The sequence below is a fragment of the Nonomuraea sp. 3N208 genome (genome assembly GCF_052245935.1).
GTDB lineage: Bacteria > Actinomycetota > Actinomycetes > Streptosporangiales > Streptosporangiaceae > Nonomuraea.
Genome location: NZ_JBQQBR010000043.1, coordinates 74,417 through 90,570, shown reverse-complemented (window position 1 = coordinate 90,570; position 16,154 = coordinate 74,417). Strand labels below are relative to the sequence as shown.

20 protein-coding genes and 1 pseudogene are annotated in these 16,154 nt (G+C 68.9%); 9 read left to right on the top strand and 12 right to left on the bottom strand.

Annotation, left to right across the window (positions count from 1 at the left end):
* Nucleotides 1-118 precede the first annotated feature (118 nt).
* Together ACTWPT_RS46625 and ACTWPT_RS46620 are read right to left on the bottom strand one after the other, a co-directional pair.
* Nucleotides 119-955, bottom strand: a complete 837-nt coding sequence (locus ACTWPT_RS46625) for an alpha/beta fold hydrolase (RefSeq protein WP_443183982.1) — start codon at nt 953-955, stop codon at nt 119-121.
* A 94-nt stretch (nt 956-1,049) separates the two neighbouring features.
* Nucleotides 1,050-1,412, bottom strand: a complete 363-nt coding sequence (locus tag ACTWPT_RS46620) for an alpha/beta hydrolase (protein WP_443183981.1) — start codon at nt 1,410-1,412, stop codon at nt 1,050-1,052.
* A 336-nt stretch (nt 1,413-1,748) separates the two neighbouring features.
* Here ACTWPT_RS46620 and ACTWPT_RS46615 point away from each other — a divergent pair, with 336 nt between their 5' ends.
* Nucleotides 1,749-2,336, top strand: coding sequence for a TetR/AcrR family transcriptional regulator (locus ACTWPT_RS46615; protein WP_443183980.1), 588 nt, complete (start codon nt 1,749-1,751; stop codon nt 2,334-2,336).
* A gap of 284 nt (nt 2,337-2,620) precedes the next feature.
* On the opposite strand, the gene ACTWPT_RS46610 is transcribed toward ACTWPT_RS46615, so the two are convergent.
* From ACTWPT_RS46610 to ACTWPT_RS46580, 7 genes and pseudogenes are all read right to left on the bottom strand, one after another.
* Nucleotides 2,621-2,821 (bottom strand): zinc-binding dehydrogenase, encoded by a 201-nt coding sequence (locus tag ACTWPT_RS46610; protein ID WP_443183979.1) that lies wholly within the window; start codon nt 2,819-2,821, stop codon nt 2,621-2,623.
* A gap of 100 nt (nt 2,822-2,921) precedes the next feature.
* Nucleotides 2,922-2,975: pseudogene (locus tag ACTWPT_RS46605) on the bottom strand (hypothetical protein); the annotation flags it as partial.
* The gene (locus ACTWPT_RS46600; protein WP_443183978.1) at nt 2,950-3,393 is read right to left on the bottom strand and encodes an alcohol dehydrogenase catalytic domain-containing protein; all 444 of its coding nucleotides are present in this window, start codon (nt 3,391-3,393) and stop codon (nt 2,950-2,952) included. The gene ACTWPT_RS46600 and the pseudogene ACTWPT_RS46605, both read right to left, overlap by 26 nt.
* 188 nt (nt 3,394-3,581) lie before the next feature.
* Nucleotides 3,582-4,331 carry an SDR family oxidoreductase gene (locus ACTWPT_RS46595; protein ID WP_443183977.1) on the bottom strand — a complete coding sequence of 250 codons (750 nt, stop codon included), beginning with the start codon at nt 4,329-4,331 and terminating at the stop codon, nt 3,582-3,584.
* Nucleotides 4,332-4,347: 16 nt separating this feature from the next.
* Nucleotides 4,348-4,935, bottom strand: a complete 588-nt coding sequence (locus tag ACTWPT_RS46590) for an NADPH-dependent FMN reductase (RefSeq protein WP_443183976.1) — start codon at nt 4,933-4,935, stop codon at nt 4,348-4,350.
* Nucleotides 4,925-5,545 carry a DsbA family oxidoreductase gene (locus tag ACTWPT_RS46585; RefSeq protein ID WP_443183975.1) on the bottom strand — a complete coding sequence of 207 codons (621 nt, stop codon included), beginning with the start codon at nt 5,543-5,545 and terminating at the stop codon, nt 4,925-4,927. The genes ACTWPT_RS46590 and ACTWPT_RS46585 overlap by 11 nt, the downstream gene beginning before the upstream one ends.
* A gap of 23 nt (nt 5,546-5,568) precedes the next feature.
* Complete coding sequence (locus ACTWPT_RS46580; protein WP_443183974.1) at nt 5,569-7,074, bottom strand: MDR family MFS transporter; 1,506 nt, start codon at nt 7,072-7,074, stop codon at nt 5,569-5,571.
* 85 nt (nt 7,075-7,159) lie between these two features.
* On the opposite strand from ACTWPT_RS46580, the gene ACTWPT_RS46575 reads away from it, so the two are divergent.
* Nucleotides 7,160-7,903, top strand: coding sequence for a TetR/AcrR family transcriptional regulator (locus tag ACTWPT_RS46575; RefSeq protein WP_443183973.1), 744 nt, complete (start codon nt 7,160-7,162; stop codon nt 7,901-7,903).
* Between the two features lie 292 nt (nt 7,904-8,195).
* Complete coding sequence (locus ACTWPT_RS46570) at nt 8,196-8,438, top strand: hypothetical protein (protein WP_443183972.1); 243 nt, start codon at nt 8,196-8,198, stop codon at nt 8,436-8,438.
* Nucleotides 8,439-8,923: 485 nt separating this feature from the next.
* On the opposite strand, the gene ACTWPT_RS46565 is transcribed toward ACTWPT_RS46570, so the two are convergent.
* Together ACTWPT_RS46565 and ACTWPT_RS46560 are read right to left on the bottom strand one after the other, a co-directional pair.
* Entirely contained in the window at nt 8,924-9,580 is a 657-nt protein-coding gene (locus ACTWPT_RS46565; protein ID WP_443183971.1) for a response regulator, read from the bottom strand.
* The gene (locus ACTWPT_RS46560) at nt 9,577-11,565 is read right to left on the bottom strand and encodes an ATP-binding protein (RefSeq protein WP_443183970.1); all 1,989 of its coding nucleotides are present in this window, start codon (nt 11,563-11,565) and stop codon (nt 9,577-9,579) included. The genes ACTWPT_RS46565 and ACTWPT_RS46560 overlap by 4 nt, the downstream gene beginning before the upstream one ends.
* 242 nt (nt 11,566-11,807) lie before the next feature.
* Between ACTWPT_RS46560 and ACTWPT_RS46555 the strand changes: the two genes are divergently transcribed.
* The 5 genes from ACTWPT_RS46555 to ACTWPT_RS46535 all read left to right on the top strand — a co-directional run bounded on the left by ACTWPT_RS46555 (nt 11,808) and on the right by ACTWPT_RS46535 (nt 14,461).
* Nucleotides 11,808-12,200, top strand: coding sequence for a VOC family protein (locus tag ACTWPT_RS46555; RefSeq protein WP_443183969.1), 393 nt, complete (start codon nt 11,808-11,810; stop codon nt 12,198-12,200).
* Nucleotides 12,190-12,669, top strand: a complete 480-nt coding sequence (locus tag ACTWPT_RS46550; RefSeq protein ID WP_443183968.1) for a cupin domain-containing protein — start codon at nt 12,190-12,192, stop codon at nt 12,667-12,669. The genes ACTWPT_RS46555 and ACTWPT_RS46550 overlap by 11 nt, the downstream gene beginning before the upstream one ends.
* A gap of 45 nt (nt 12,670-12,714) precedes the next feature.
* Nucleotides 12,715-13,341, top strand: a complete 627-nt coding sequence (locus ACTWPT_RS46545; protein ID WP_443183967.1) for a hypothetical protein — start codon at nt 12,715-12,717, stop codon at nt 13,339-13,341.
* A 9-nt stretch (nt 13,342-13,350) separates the two neighbouring features.
* Complete coding sequence (locus tag ACTWPT_RS46540) at nt 13,351-13,890, top strand: LGFP repeat-containing protein (RefSeq protein ID WP_443183966.1); 540 nt, start codon at nt 13,351-13,353, stop codon at nt 13,888-13,890.
* Nucleotides 13,891-14,125: 235 nt separating this feature from the next.
* On the top strand, nt 14,126-14,461 hold the full coding sequence (locus ACTWPT_RS46535) for a hypothetical protein (RefSeq protein WP_443183965.1): 336 nt from the start codon (nt 14,126-14,128) through the stop codon (nt 14,459-14,461).
* Nucleotides 14,462-14,507: 46 nt separating this feature from the next.
* On the opposite strand, the gene ACTWPT_RS46530 is transcribed toward ACTWPT_RS46535, so the two are convergent.
* Nucleotides 14,508-14,657 carry a hypothetical protein gene (locus tag ACTWPT_RS46530; RefSeq protein ID WP_443183964.1) on the bottom strand — a complete coding sequence of 50 codons (150 nt, stop codon included), beginning with the start codon at nt 14,655-14,657 and terminating at the stop codon, nt 14,508-14,510.
* Between the two features lie 283 nt (nt 14,658-14,940).
* On the opposite strand from ACTWPT_RS46530, the gene ACTWPT_RS46525 reads away from it, so the two are divergent.
* The gene (locus ACTWPT_RS46525) at nt 14,941-16,149 is read left to right on the top strand and encodes a hypothetical protein (RefSeq protein WP_443183963.1); all 1,209 of its coding nucleotides are present in this window, start codon (nt 14,941-14,943) and stop codon (nt 16,147-16,149) included.
* The last annotated feature ends 5 nt before the right edge of the window (nt 16,150-16,154 follow it).

The window sequence follows — 16,154 nt, the reverse complement described above, 5'->3', positions numbered from 1 at the left end:
CCCAGCGGGGTGGTTGGGACCTGCTCGCCTGAAGGTTCTACGGCCGGATGGGCGGCGTGGCGTGCGTCGTGTTCACCTGCTCTGCCGATCCGATCCCGGACCCGATTCGGGAAGAACTTTATGATTCGAGGAATTCCAGGGCTCTTTTTACGAAGTCTTCGTGATACTGGAATATGCCGCCGTGTCCGGCGTCAGGATAGAGTGTGAGTTGGGCATCCGGCAGGCGTCGAGCCAGGTCGACAGAATTACTGCTGGGCACCATCCTGTCGTCATCGCCGTTTACCACCAGTACGGGCTGCTGAATATCCATCAAGTCAGAAGGCTTTTCCAATCCCCAGGCGTGGATAGCTTTGAGCTGGGACCGGAAAGCTGCCAGCGAAATCGCCTTGTCCCGGTTGTGCGTACGCTCCTTCAGTCGTTTCAAGAACTGCCGAGCCGCTGCCTGGCCGTTTGCTGTCCGGGTGAAGAAGAGATACTGCTTCGGATCTTTGAAGGTCAGCGAGCCTTTTATCGTGTCGCGGATGGTGAGGGAGGTGACCTTGTCGATGCCTCGACCTCCGGCCGGGCCTGTGCCGGCGAGGATGAGCTTGCGAACGAGCTTCGGCTCTTCCTCCACGATCACCTGCGCGACCATGCCGCCGAGGGAGAAGCCGAGAAGGTCGACCTGATCCAAGCCCATCGCCCGGATGAAGGCGATGGCGTCACGCGCCATCGCGGCCACCGAGTCCGGTGTCTTGCCTTGTGACGCGCCGACGCCTCGGTTGTCGAAGGTGATCACCCGATGTCTGGCGGCGATGCCGTCGACGATCCTGGGATCCCAGTTGTCCAGAACCCCGGTCAGATGGTTGAGGAATATCACTGGTACACCGGTGTCCGCGCCGAGCGGACGGTAGACGAAACTCGTTCCGCCGACATCGACGGTTTCGGTGGGCGCGTCCCTGTATGTAGTACTCACGGTTTCTCCTGGTGAAATCGATAGGTGTGCCTCTTGTGGCCCAGAGCCGCCTATGAGCATCTGCGCTATACGGCCAAAGGATGCGGTGACGCCATCAAACGTGTGTTCTTTCTCCGGTTTCTCGCTGCAGGAGCCGCGCCGCCGGCGAGGAACGGCGAGGAGCAGTTCTTCTGCTCAGCCCGAGATGGCGGCGGAGCCACTGGCCGATCTGCTCGATCGCTTGGCCCATTTCTGGCACACGCCCCGCGCCCACGACGAACGAATGCTGCCCCTCAGGCGTCGGGTCGACCTCGGAGGTGACCTTGAAGTCCGCGAGCCGGCGCCCGAACTCGGCGCCATCACCGACAAGGAGCTCGCGCTCGCCGTAGTCCACGCTCGTGGGCGGCAGGCCGGTCAGATCGGCATTCACGAGGCTGATCCGAGGTCGGTGAACTCCAGGGCCGGGCCCTGCAGCCATGCCCCTCGAAGGTGACGCCTTCCGGCTCGGTCGACGCCAGATGGTGCGTCTCGACGATGTCGCGCACGATGGCCAGGTCGAGGCCCCGGCACCGACGACTTCACACTCATGCTCTCAAGGAACTGCGCAAACTGCTGCGCCTGCGGACTGACTCCCACGGTGACACTCCTGCTCCCTGCGCACACTTCTCGTGTCCGGCCAGCTTTAGATTACGACCATACGACCATAGACCGAGAGCCCGTCTCGAGGGAAGGGTTCTGCTGAATTTACATTATGATCGTACTCACATAGGGGGCGTGCAAGGCAGGTGAGCCCTCCCCGGCGGATGGAGAACGCATGGCGCGATACAGCCAGGAGCACAAGCAGGCGACCAGGCAGCGGATCATCGAGACGGCCGGCCGCCGGCTCAAGCGTGACGGCATCGACGGCTCTGGGGTCGCCACGCTCATGGCGGACGCGGGGCTGACCAATGGCGCCTTCTACGCCCACTTCGCCTCCAAGGAGGACCTGGTCGCCACCGCAGTCGCCGACCAGCTCCGCGGCCAGCACGAGAGCCTTGGCGCGGTGGTGCCCAGCCGTGCCGGAGTCGAGCAGATCGTGCGTGCGTACCTGTCGGTCGAGCATCGCGACAACCCAGGGGACGGCTGCCCGTCCGCCGCCCTGCTCGACGAGATCGGACGCTGCACCGACACGACCAAACAGGCCTACACCGACGGCGTGCTGGCCATCATCGACGACTTCGCCGCCCGCCTGGCGCCAGATAACCCGCAGTCGGTGCGCACCAAGGTGCTCAGCATCTACGCCGCAATGATCGGGACACTACAGCTCTCCCGCGCCCTGGCCGACCGGCAGCTCGCCGACGCCGTCCTCGAGCAAGGCATCCACAACGCCCTCACGCTGCTGGACGCCACACAACAGAGTTGAGGCGCCTCATCACCAGACGGTGACACGCCTGCGGAACCGCCCCATCGTGTCACTCCTGGTCCCAGACTGCAGAAATTCTCCACGGATACACCGTTGACCTGCGACGATGGGCAGGACATCGCATTCAAGGCCACCGGCCCCTCGCACACGGCCTCGGCGAGGTCAATCCCCTCGCGGTCTGCCGGGGGGATCACTCTAAGTGATATTCCCAGTCTGACGGCCGCCGGCCCGGCCGGCGGAGGTGGGGTGGGCCGCCGGGGCCGGGCCAGTGTGGACTGGGGAGGTCATGTGGTGCTGCCTAGGATGGTGATTGCGATTTTGCCGGCGGGTAGGCCGCTTTTCAGATGGCGGATCGCGTCGGGGACCTGACCGAGCGGGTAGGTGCTGTCGAGGACCGGGGTGACCGTGCCGGCGTCGATCAGGTCGGTCAGGGTGTGCAGGTCCTTGGCGGGCGTCCAGGACTCCGCGCAGGTGCTGGCCGACAAACGGCGACAGCAGCATCGCCCGGATCAGGCGGCCGGTGCCGTGCAGCCAGCGCCCGCCCTCGGCGCCGCCGACCATGACGAGCGTTCCGCGGGATGTGAGGAAGCGTCGCAGCCGGGCCAGGGTGTGGTTACTGGTGGTGTCGAGGATGAGGTCGTAGTGGCCGACCTGGTCGGTGAAGTCCTCGCGGGTGTGGTCGATGACGTCGTCGGCCCCCGATGGATCGGACCAGGTCGGTCTTGCTGGTCCGGCACACGCCGGTGACGTGTGCGCCGAAAGCCTTGGCGAGCTGCGCGGCGAACGTTCCGACGCCGCCGCCGGCACCGGTGACCAGCACGTGCTGGCCGGCCTGGAGTTTTCCGGCGTCGCGCAGCCCCTGCAGCGCGACGCAGGCGGATCCGGGGACGGTCGCGGCTTGCGCGAACGTGATGCTCGCCGGTTTGGTGGCGAGCCGGTCCTGGCGGGCGCGGGCGTACTCGGCGTACGCGCCCTCGCAGGTGCCGAAGACCTCGTCGCCGGGGCGGAAGTTGGTCACGTTGGCGCCGACGGCCTCGACCCGGCAGGCGACGTCCATACCCAGGACCGGGTTCTTCGGTCTGCGTAGCCCGAATCCGGCGAGCACCTGGGCGGCGCGGATGCCGACCGGTACGGCGACCGCCGTGCTCGACGAGTCCGGGCAGGAGTTTCAAGCTCAGCGCGATAGGCGCTCGTCTGCTCGCCGAGTCGGAGCGAGCAGACGAGCATGGGGCCGGTGGTGTGGGTCTACATGGTCGTCCCGCCTGAGACGTCGAGCCGGTGTCCGGTGACGTAGCGGCTGTCGTCGGAGGCCAGGAAGGCGACGGTGTCGGCCACGTCCTGCGGCGTGCCCAGCCGGCCGAGGGGCGTCTGTGACGACAGCCAGGCCAGGGCCTCGCCGACCAGGCGTCCTTGGTGCATGTCGGTGTCGATGACGCCGGGGGCCACGGTATTGACCGTGATGCCACGGGGCCCGAGCTGCTTGGCCAGCGCGGTGGTGAGGACGTCGAGCGCGGCCTTGGACATGGCGTAGTCGATCGCCCTGGGCATGGCCGCGCCCCGGGTCAGCATGGTGCCCACGGTGACGATCCGGCCGCCGTCGCGCAGCCGCGGCAGCGCGAGCCGGGTGATGAAGAACGGCGCGGTGGTATTGACCGCGAACAGGCGCTCGAAGCTGTCCCGGGTGACGCCGTCGATCTCGGTCTGGCCACCGAGGATGCCCGCGTTGTTGACCAGGATGTCCAGCCCGTCGGCGTGGGCATCAAAGCCGGCCCACAAGGTTTCGGCGTCACCTGGCGCGCCCAGCTCGGCCTGGATGGCGAAGGCCTGTCCGCCGGCTGCTTCGATGGTGGCGACGGTGTCCTTGGCGGCGGCGTGGTTGCTGCCGTAGTGGACGGCGACGCGGGCGCCTTCGCGAGCCAGCCTGGCGGCGATCGCGCGGCCGATGCCCCGGCTCGCGCCGGTCACCAGCGCCGTCTTGCCGGTCAATCTCATCATGATCATGCCTTTCCGTTTATGCGGTGTAGGGGGTGGTGGTCTTGGCGTCGCGTAGGACCTGCGCCCACCAGCTCACTTGGTCCAGCAGGGTCTTGGCGGCTGCGGCCGGGCCAACGGGGTCCTTGGGTTGGCCGTTGCCGTCGAAGCACTCCCAGGCGCCGTGGAAGCTGACGGTGTCGCGGGTGGTGACGGCGTGCAGTTCGGCGAAGACGGCACGCAGGTGCTCCACCGCGCGCAGGCCTCCGGAGATGCCGCCGTAGGAGACGAACGCCACTGGCTTGGCGTGGAACTGCTGGTTGTGCCAGTCGATGGCGTTCTTCAGAGCGGCTGGGTAGCTGTGGTTGTACTCGGGGGTCACCACCACGAACGCGTCGGCGGCCGCCAGTCGCGGGGTCAGCCCGCCCAGGGCCTTGAGCACTGGTGCTGGCGCGGACATCGACGGGGCCGACGTGCCGATCGGCACGTCGGCGAGATCGATCATGTCGACGTCGAGGTCCGGGCGGGCTGTGGCCTGGCCGGCGAACCAGGTGGCCACGGTCGGGCCGAGGCGGCCGTCGCGGACGCTGCCGACAATGACGGCCAGCCGTAGCGGGTCAGTGGTCACGGTGTTGTCCCTTCGTGGCGGCGGCCTGTCGCAGGGCCGCCAGCAGTGTGGTCTCGGTCTGGGATCCGGTGAGCGGGGGCAGGTTCTCGATGAGGAAGACCGGCACGCCGGTGATGCCGAGGCGGCGCACGCGGTCGAGCCGGGCGCGCACCGCGGCGGGAGGCACGCGGCCGGTGGCGACGCCGATCTCGGCGGCCAGCTGGGCGAGCGTGGCGGGGTCGCCGATGTGCAGCTCGTCGGTGAAATGGGCGCGAAAGAGGCGCTCTGCCATGGACTCGGCCTTGTCCTGCTGCGCTGCGTCGGCGATGAGGCGGTGGGCGTCGAAGGTGCCGGTGGCGATCGCCTTGCCGTACTCGAACCGGAGACCTTCGCGGGCCGCGCGTTCGGCGAAGCCGAGCGCGCCGGCGGCTGCTTGCGGGCCGAAGGTCTGTTCCAGTACCGCGAGGAGTGGCCGTCCGTCGGCCGGGGCGCCCGGGGCGAGCTCGAAGGGGAGGAACTCCACGGTCACCTGCACGCCCTCGGTCCTTATCCGGTCGGCGGCGCGGGCGAAGCGGGTGTAGCCGAGGTAGGAATGCGCGCAGATGACGTCCATCACGAGCTGTGCTTTCACACTCTGTGGCATGGGTGTCTGCCTCACGCGGCCGCGGTGGCGGGCTCGGCCGGAGAGGTCCGGTCACGCAATGGGACCTCGCGGATGAACCAGGCCAGCGCGAAGGCGAGGGCGCCCAGCGCGGCCGCGCCGAGGGCCATGGCGTGGATGCCGCTGGAGACGGCGAGATGAACCGCCTCCCGCGCGGCGGGCGGGAGCTGCATGAGCGCGCCGAGCGTCAGCTGGCCGGAGGCGATCCGGGTGCCGGTTGCCGCGCCGAGGTGGTCGATGAGGGTGTCCTGCAGCCGGGCGGTGTATAGGGCGCCCAGGGTGGCCACGCCCAGTGAGGCGCCCATGGTGTGCCAGAGGGTGACCGAGCCGCTGGCCGCCCCCATGTCGCGCGGCTCGGCGCTGTTGATGGTGATGATCGTGGTGGACTGCATCAGCAGGCCCACACCAAGGCCGCCGATCAGCGTGAGACCGGAGGCGAGCGCCAGGTTGATGCCAGGCCGCAGCATGAGGAGCGCGAGCATGCCGACCGCCACGGTGGCGCCGCCAAGGATCGGGTAGATCCGGTAGCGGCCGTTGCGGCTGATGAGCCGGCCGGTGCCGATCAGCACGGCGACCATGCCCAGCATCGCGGGCAGGATCAGCAAGCCGCTGGCGATCGGCGAGGCGCCATGGACCAGCTGCATGTACTGGGGCAGGAAGGTGGCCGCCACCACCATGCCGACACCGCCGAGGAAGCGGATGACCTGGGCGAGGGTGAAGTTGCGGTTGGCGAACAGGCGCAGCGGGACGATCGGCTCGGCCGCGCGCCGTTCCACGAACAGCAGGGCGGCCAGCGCCGCCGGCCCGATCAGGATCAAGGCGAGGATCGGAGTCGAACCCCAGGCGTACTGGGTGCCGCCCCAACTGGCGACCAGACTGAGCGCCACCAGCGCCACCGTCAGCAGCAGCGCCCCGAGGTAGTCGATCCGCGCCCTGATCCGGCGCCGCTCCAGCCGCACGGCGGCACCGATGAGCAGCAAGGCGGCCGCGCCGATGGGGAGATTGACGAAGAACGCCCACCGCCAGCCCAACTGCTCGGCGAACAGGCCACCGAGCAACGGCCCGGCAATGAAGGCGATCGGCATCATGACCCCGAACAGCCCCATGAGCCTGCCGCTGTGCCGGGGCGGCACCAGCTCGCCGATCAGCGCCAGAGCTCCAGTCATCAGGCCACCCGCGCCCAGCCCCTGCACCATCCGGAAGCCAACGAGCTGGATCATGTCCTGCGCCATCCCCGACAGCCCGGACCCCAGCAGGAAGACCACGATCGCGGCCATGTAGACCGCCTTGCGGCCGTACAGGTCGCCGAGTTTCCCCCAGATCGGCGTCGAGGCGGCCATGCAGATCAGATAGGCCGTCGCCACCCAGGAGAAGTACTCCAGCCCGCCGAGATCTTTCACGATCGCCGGCAACGCGGGCCCGAGCATCATGCCGTCCAACGGGGCTGTGATCATGCCCAGCATCACGCCGATCACGCCCACACGAAGAGATCGATCCACACGTCCTCCATTTCGCGTACTCTGTACGTGAAATGGACCATAACCATTCAGGTACCATGTACGCAAATGGAGGGAAGGGATGTGCATGGCCGACGAGGGAGCGACCAGCATCTGGATGCAGCCGGAGGGGCACGAGCGCTCCGGCCCGGGACGGCGCCCCGGCTACACCCGCGAGCAGATCATCCGGACGGCCGTCCGGATCGCCGACGCCGAAGGAGTGGAGGCCGCGACCATGCGGCGGATCGCGGGCGAGCTGGGCACCGGCGCCATGTCGCTCTACCGCTACGTGCCGCGGCGCGACGACCTTTTCGACCTCATGATCGACCTGGCGATGAGCGAGATCGAGCTCCCCGACGGCCCGTCCGGTGACTGGCGCTCCGACCTGACGCTGCTGGCCCGGCAGATCCGCGCCGCCGGCCTACGCCATCCCTGGCTGATCACGCTGCTCACCAGCCGGCCCACGCTAGGCCCCAACCTGCTGCGCGTGCACGAGTTCGCACTCGGCGCCTTCAACGGGACCGGGCTCGACATCGACGACATCACCGGCTTCGTCGGCATGCTGAACGACTACACGCACAGCGCGATCCGCCGCGAGATCGGCTGGCTGGAGGAGGCCCGCCGCACAGGTCTGGACCCCGAGCGCTGGAAGCGGGACTACATGGGACCGTACGTCCGCCAGGTCGTCGAATCCGGCGCCTTCCCCCTGTTCAACCGATCGGTTCTCGACTCCCGCACCGCCCACCTCGCCCTCGAGGAACGCTTCGGGCATGGACTCGATCGCATCCTCGACGCCATCGCCGCGCTCATCCCATCGCTCTGTCCTCGTTGAGCAGGAAGGCAGTAACGCTCCTGCGAAGGAACAGCGGGATGTGCACGAGCGGACCGAAACCATCGCGCCACCGGCGGCGCGCCGACAGAAGCTTCTAGGGCGCAGAGGCGTTCCCGGGCCTGAACCGCAAGAACATCTGGTACGAATCAATTCCGGAAGTAGACCCCGGGAGTGACTGAGCTGCTGAAACTCCTTCATTAGGTCAGTCAAGAGGTACGAGACCGCCGCGCGGTCCGAGGAGATTCTGTCGGTCAACATCGAGGACCTGGACCTGACCGGCCGGGCCTGCCCGGTGAAGGCCAAGGGCGCCAAGCCCAAGACACGCAGACGGGGCACGGTACGGCAGGTGTACGTGCTGGAGCGGGTGCGGTGGGACGCCGGCACCGCCCGGCTGCTGCCCCGCCTCATCGCGGGCCGCACCTCCGGGCCGCTGTTCATCGGCGACCCGGCCCCGGCGAGAAGATCGACGCCCGCGACCTGTGCCCCGACACCGGACGAGCTCGCCTGTCCTACGGCCAGGCCCGCGCCCTCCTGAACGCCCACACCCGCACCGGCGGCGAGACCGGAACCGGATGGGATCTTCACGAGCCCCGCCACTCCGCGCTCACCCACCTGGGCGAATCCGGGGTCTCCCTGCTGCTGTTCATGGCCAAGTCCGAACCTTTTCCGAACGCCGCTTCGTCAATCACGGTCCTGACCTGGGCAAGCACGTGGCTGACATGTGCGCGACGTTCGAAGTGGCTGACCGGTCTGCAGCTCTTGATCGCGGACGCCGTCTCGTATTGATCGTCACGAGCAAAGCGAAAGGCCGCCGCCGCGCCTGACTCGACGCGGACGGTCGGCCTTTCCGCTATTTCATCAGGTTGTGCAGAGCAACGATGACGGCGCCCATGGCTCCACACGTTTCCGTTCGTATGCGTCTCGCGAGCCTGCTCACGCACCTAGCAGGTTCAGGCAGAGAGAAAGCGGCCGTGATACGCGGCAGACGATATGAGCGATGTGATTCTTGGGTCGAGTCGTCTACGGTGCCAGGCCGGATTCGTATGCGGCGATCACCAGATGGACCCGTGCCGTGCCGCCGAGCTTGGTCAGCAGGCGGCTCACGTAGGTCTTCACCGTGGCGGGGCCGATGTGCAGGCGGGCGGCGATGTCGGCGTTCGACAGCCCTTGAGCCACCAGGGTCAGCACGTCCACTTCGCGCTCGGTCAGATCCGGCAGGGTCCGGTCCGGCAGTGGAGCCGGTGAATCGGCGAACACCTCGACCAGGCGCCGGGTGATCGACGGCGACAGCAGGGACTCTCCCGCCATGACGACACGTACCGCGCGCAGCAGGTCCTCCGGCGGTGTGTCCTTGAGCAGGAAGCCGACGGCGCCGGCGCGCAACGCGCCGAAGACGTACTCGTCCAGCCCAAACGTGGTCAGGATGACGACCCTGGCGGACGCCAGTCCAGGGTCGGACCTGATCTGGCGGGTGGCCTCGATGCCGTCCAGCACCGGCATGCGTACGTCCATCAGGACGACGTCCGGTCGGGTCGCGCGGACCAGGCGTACCGCCTCCTCGCCCTGGCGGGCCTGGCCGACCACCCTCATGTCCGGCGCGCCGGACAGCAACGCAGCGAACCCCGCCAGCACCAGCTCCTGATCGTCGACGACGACGACCCGTATCGGCTCGCTCATGCCAGCGCCCCTTCCGACCGCAGCACGGCGCGTACGGTGAAACCGCCGTGGTCGCGGGCTCCGGCATCGAGGGTGCCACCGAACATGGCCACCCGCTCCCGCATCCCGGCCAGCCCGTATCCGGAGGACGTGCCCGGACCGGGTGCCTGGGTCCCGGCTGGTGGGTCGTTGTCCACCTGGATCACCACGTCCTGGCCGTCCAGGACGATCCGCACCTGCGCCGCCGATCCGGCGGCGTGCTTGCGTACATTGGTCAAGGCCTCCTGGACCAGGCGGTAGGCGGTCATGCGCAGGCTTTCCGGCGTCGCCTCGACGCCCGGATCGACGGTGAGCTCGACCGGCCCGCAGGTGGCGCGGTGGGCTGAGGCGAGCAACTGGATCTCCTCCAGTCCCGGGCTGGGCGCCAGGCTGGGTGGTTGGCCGGGCTGGTTGGTGTGCAGTGCTCCGAGCATCCGGCGCAGGTCGGTGAGCGCGGAGCGTGCGGCCTGCTCGATGGCGGTCAGCGCGGGACCGGCCGGGTTGTCGGTGCCGGCGATGCTGTGCCGGGCCACGCTTGACTGGACGGTGATGGCCGAAAGGGTGTGCGCGATGACGTCGTGCATCTCCTCGGCGATCCGCAGGCGTTCGGCGATGACGGCCTGCTCGGCCGTGCGCGCGGTGCCGCGTTCGACCTCCAGGGCACGTCGCAGCGCCGAGTCCTGCTGATGGCGCCAGCGGCGGACGATCAGTCCCAAGCCGAAAGGGATCAGTGCTCCGGCCGCGGTCGTGTCCGCGGTCGGGTCGTAGTGCGGCGTGTCCACGAGCGCGCCCGCCGCCTCGACGGCCAGGTGCAGACCCAGCCCGCCCAGGGCGACCGGGAGGGGCCGCCAGGCGGCCACGGTGTATCCGGCGACGTAGGAGCACAGGAACGGCATGTCGTGATCCCAGCCGCCGACGGTGGTCAGGACGCCCGCGGTCAGCGTCACCACGAGCACCGTGAACGGCCAGCGCCGCCGCACTGCCAGGGACAGCGTCGCGACCAGCAGCAACAGCACCGACCACCCGGTCGGCTCGGTGTACTGCCGGGTGGCGGCGGGATCGGTGACGAAGACCATGAGGAGCCCCAGCCCGGCCAGCACGACGGCGATGGCGAGATCCACCACCCAGTCCCGCATCCATCCGGGCGCCGGGGCGAGGGCAGGTGCGCGAGCCGGGCCGGCGTCGGGGTCGGGGCGTGCGCGCAGCAGTCCCAGCATGCGGCGCAGGTCGTCCAAGGCCGACCGGCTCGCCCTTTCGATGGCTCCCAGGGCCGACGCGACCGGGTCGCCGGTGCCCCCCAGTTGGTAGCGGGCCACGCCCGACTGCACCGCGATGACCGAGAGCGTGTGGGAGACGACGTCGTGCAGCTCACGGGCGATGCGGAGCCGTTCGGCGAACACCGCCCGCTCGGCGGCGACGGCCCGGGCTTGCTCGGCGACCACGGCGTTGGCCTGAGCGACCTCCACGCTCTGGCGGCGCCACCGCATCACCCGGCCCATCCCCCAGGCGATGGTCAGAGCCAGAACGCCGATCAAGGCCAGCGGATCGTCGAACGACGGGACACGGAGCACCGCCAAGATCGCCATCGAGGTGTACATCGCCGCCAGCCCCGAGACCGCCGCACGGCGCTCACGCCAGGCGGCGACCGCGTACAGACCAGCCATCTGGCAGAACGGGGTGACGCCCGGATCCCAGCCCAGCGCCGCCAGCAGCAGAGCCGCCCCCGTGATCGTCAGCGAGACCGTGAGCGGCAGGCGACGCCGGGCCGCCAGCGGCAGGCTCGCAGCAAGCCCCAGAAGGACCGCCCAGCCGTCGGGCGCGCGATAGGCGTGCGCGAACACCGGCTGCGGAGCCATCAGGTTGATCACCACGAGTACCGCCAGCACCGCGGCGATCGCCGCGTCCACCAGCCCCTCGCGCACACGCGGCTTGCGCGTCGCCGACACACCGGCTCCGTGGTCGCTCACATGAGCAGCGTACGGCCGGGCGGGTCGCGACGGATCAGCCCCACGAGGGCATCCGCCGTTCCCCCGCGGGGGGGAATAGGAGTCCGCCTTCACCCGTACGGCGGCACGGCTAAACCCGCCCTACGGCCGCTGTGCGGATGGGAGGGGCTGCCCACACTGAATGCGAACAGCAACCCTTCCCAATCGGGAGTGGCCATGCCATCTCCCCGCCGGCCGGCGCGTGCTCTGAATCGGAGGCCGACATGATCGACGGATTCCACCACGTCAAGCTCCCTGTCACCGACGTCGCCCGCAGCAGCCACTGGTACCAGCGCGTGCTCGGGCTGTGGCAGGCCCTGGAATTCCACGAAGACGGGCAGCTCATGGGCGTGATCCTCCGCGACGCATCCGAAGGGATGAGCCTGGGATTGCGTTGCGAGCCGGACCGCGCGGCCGTCCTCAGGGGCTACGACCCCGTCGCGTTCGCCGTCGCCACCCGCGCCCGACTCGAGGCGTGGCGCGAACGGCTCGAAGGGCTCGGTGAGCCGCACGGCGGCATCGTTACCGGCCACTCCGGCTGCGTCCTGGTCGGCCTGTACGACCCGGACGGCATCGAGCTGCGCTTCTACACCGAGGAGACGAGTGATGAGCTTTGACCCACAGGGCTATGCCCTGGACCGCGACGGCGGACGCCACGTGTGGTTCCTCGACACCCGGATGACCGTCAAGGCCGCGGACGCCTTCGCCTTCCTGGAATGGACCGCGCCCGAAGGCTTCGCCCCTCCCTGGCACGTCCACCACCGCGACGACGAGGCCTTCTACCTGCTGGAGGGACAGATGCGCGTGGCCTGCGGCCAGCGCCGGTGGACCCTCGGCCCGGGCGGCTTCGTCTATCTGCCGCGCGACGTCCCGCATTCCTTCGTGGTCACCGGCGGGCCGGTCCGCGGCCTGCAGATCACCTCACCGGCCGGATTCGAGGGCTTCATCGACGAACTGGGCAGGCCCGCCGAGCACGACGGCCTGCCCGACCCCACCGAACCCGACCTCGCCCTCCTGGCCGAGGTATCGGCCCGGTACGGACACGAGATCCTCGGCCCGCCGCCCTTCCCCGAAACCGCGCACTGATCGACTTTCCGCCACACCCGTCGCCCACCCACGCAGGAGCTCACTATGGCCTCGCCATCCCTACCCGTATCCCGCGCCGGTTCGGCCGCCGCACCCACCACGATCACCGTCGCCGCTTGCCTCCTCGGCGCGCTCGGCTCGGCTCTGCACGTGGCCAGCGTGATCGTCCTTCCCGGCCTCACCCACCTGGAGGCCGCCCGCCATCCGGTGGTGCTGATCGCCAACGTGCTCGGCGCGATCGCCTTCACCTTCCTGGCCATCACGCTGGCCGCCACCCCGGCGCTGGACCGCCCCCCGCGGTGGGCGCTCTACCTGACCGCCGCCGGCTGCTGCGCGGTGGCCGGGCTGATGTGGGTACACGTCACCCGCATCCCGCACCTGCTGGGCTGGCTCACCGAAACCCAAGCCCGGCAGGCCGTCGACCAGCCCACCCTCTACAGCTTCCTGATCAGCCTGCCCAAACAACTCCTCCTGCTGGCCGGCCTGGTCGGGCTGGCCGTGGCCGGATGGCGCCGGCGGCTGATCTCCCGCGGCGCCTGCGTGCTGCTCATCCTGGCCGGCCTCGTCTCGGCCCTCCTCGAACCGCCATGGCCGGGCACCGTTCTGGCCGGCCTGGCGCTGGCCTGGACCGCGCGCTCAGCCCGTCCCGCATCGCACCACACCACTGTCTGAGGAGACATCATGATCCGTCTGTCATCCGTGCTGGCCATCCCTGCTCTGGCCGGCGCGCTGCTGGCCAGCGCTCCCGCCTACCCGGCCACCGCATCCGCAGGCTCGGGCTGCTCGATCGAGCCGTACGGCGGGATCGGCGACTACTGGCGCAACCTCGGCGGCGCCGACAGCGTGTTCGGCTGCCCCAAGGGCGTGGAGTACACGGTGTCCAACAGCACCGCCCGCCGCCAGGCCTTCGAAGGCGGCCAGATCGCCTGGACCCCCGACCAGGGACACAGCATGATCATCGCCGCATATCACAAGGGCGAGACCGCCTACTTCCGGTGGGGGCCGACCAACCCGTTCCACTACGACTACTTCAAGGTCGCCGTGCGTTCCTCGCACATCGCCAACGGCACCTTCACCTATCGCAACGGGCCCCGCACCCGCGGCGCGGCATCCTTCTACGGCCCCGGCCGCTACACCTTCCGGGTCCGCGGCTGCACCGACCGCCTCATCGGCGACATCTGCCGCCGGGACTGGACCGTCTCGGTCACCACCGACTTCTGACCTCCCCTTCACGGCATCCGAGGAGCCATCATGATCCGCCTCTCGTCCCTTCCCGCCGCGATCGCGCTCGCCGTATCGCTGCTGACCCTCACGGATACCGCGGGCGTTCAAGCATCGAGTGCTACAGCCTGCGCGATCAATCCCTACGGTGCGATCGGCACCCGCTGGCGCGAGGCCGGCGACGCGAGCACGTTCGGCTGCGCCCAGCGGGAGGAGCACGACGTGCCCGGCCGCCGTGGGCGAATCCAGGAATTCGGGGCTGGGCAGATCGCAGGCCGTACCGCGGATCAACGTCACCTACCGTGGTCCGGCCGACCAGGCCAAATTCGCCTTCACCGGCTCCGGCTTCCTGCCCGGCAGGCAGGTCCGCATCCGCGCCGTCAACAACGGCAACCTGGCCAGCTACAGCTTTCACACCACGGCGAACTCCGAGGGGAAGGCTGACATCACCATCGGATTCGCCGTCCTGCCCGGGCAGGACATCAGCTTCGCCGCCACCGACGGGCGCGGCAGCCAGTCGGACCAGTCCGGGGTGCTCTGGTCCAACACGGTGACCGTCCAGACCCACTGACCTCGGCATCGAAGGCTCGGCGGCGCTGCGGCCGGGCCTGCCGGGCTCAGTACAGCGTGCCGGACCACCGGATGGCGGCCTTGTCGACGGTCGCCGTCTCGCCGTCGCAGTGCGGGGTGGTGATGGTGTCGTAGCGGTGGTTGCCGTCGACGTCCAGGATGTGGCTGGTGACGCCGTTGACGTAGCCGCTGCACATGGCCGTTGCTGTATCTATACAGCCACGGGCCACCGTCGAGGCTGTCGACGTCACAACCAAGTGGATCTACGGCAGGGCTGGCAAGAAGGCCACGGTCATCGCGGCCTACACGGCCGACGAGCAGGCCACGACGACAGACTCACCGGTGACCTGTGCCCCGCCAGAACTAGGCCGTCGCGGCAACCACACCCTTCTGAAATCTCCACGACGATGGCCTCGTGGGCGGTATGTCCGATTGCGCCGCCCACTCGGCCTACCGTGATCGACACCTCCGGGAGGTGTGATGGAACCCTTGACGGCTGTCGTGCTGCTGATCGGGCAGTACGGCGTCAAGCAGGTAGTCGGTGCTCTGTCCGGTCGGCCGGAGCTGGGCGCCCTCGCCGGCGACGTGCTCGGCGCCGTGGCGGCCAGCGAGAGCGGGCTGGGGTCCCGCCTGGCCGGGATCGAAGACAGGCTGGCGGGAATCGAGCGCCGCCTCGACCAGGTCCTCGCGCAGCGGTACGAGATCGAGGTCGGGTCGGGGCTTCGCTGCCTCCTGGATGCTGCCGGCTCCAGCGGCAAGCGCGCCCGCAACCAGGACCTCAAGCAAGCGCGTCAGCACTTCCGGAACGCGGCGGCCGCAGCGGCCTCCGCGCTCCAGCGGGCACTCGCTGAGCGCTATCTCCTGCTGTGCGCCCTGACACTGAACCGCCACGACGCTGCAAAGACCGCATTCGCACAGCTCAACGCCGCGATGACCGCCGCAGCGTTCGAGGTATCCGACGGCCTGCGCGAGGCATCCTCGGCCGCCGCCCAGCGCGGGGGCCAATCAGGTTTCAAGTGGCGAAGCCAGCGTCGCGAGCTTCAAGACCGACAAGAAGGCGAGCTCAAGCACATCCACCAAGGGGCATCCGACGCCGCAAAGGTCATCCAGGCTCTGTTTGCCGAGGCTGGCGCCCTCGGGCAGGCATTCGGACGGCCGGCGCCGACACCGATCCGGCCGATCGTCTCGCAGACATCGATCACGTGGCAGGTCGGCGTTTCCCACCCTGACCCCATCGGTCTCGGCGCGCTCACCGCTACCTGGCAGCGGTTTGACCTGCAGCCGGTCCGACCGTACACACCACGGTGGGAAGATCTGTCGCTACTGACTGCGCGGTCACTCGCCGCCGCTGAAGGGCGCCTTGAATGGCAGCTTGTTCGACGCTCCCAGTACGTGGTGGATGCGGAGGTCGTGCTCGTCGTGGAGGCTGACCCCGTACTGGCCCGTGACATCGTCGTACGTGTGTACGGACCTCGCCTGTCGATGGCATCGCGTGACTTCCGATTCCTACCAGTGCACTACCAGCAACCTTCTGCTGACCCCGACCTCCCGACTCTGGTTGCGGCCCTGCCCGCAGGTACACGGTCGTGCCGGGCCGCCGGAATGCTCACGCTGCCCGCCGACCGACACGGCGCCCTTCTCGCACCCGTCCGTGTCGAGATCGGCGATTTCACCATCCTGCGAGTGTGACTCTC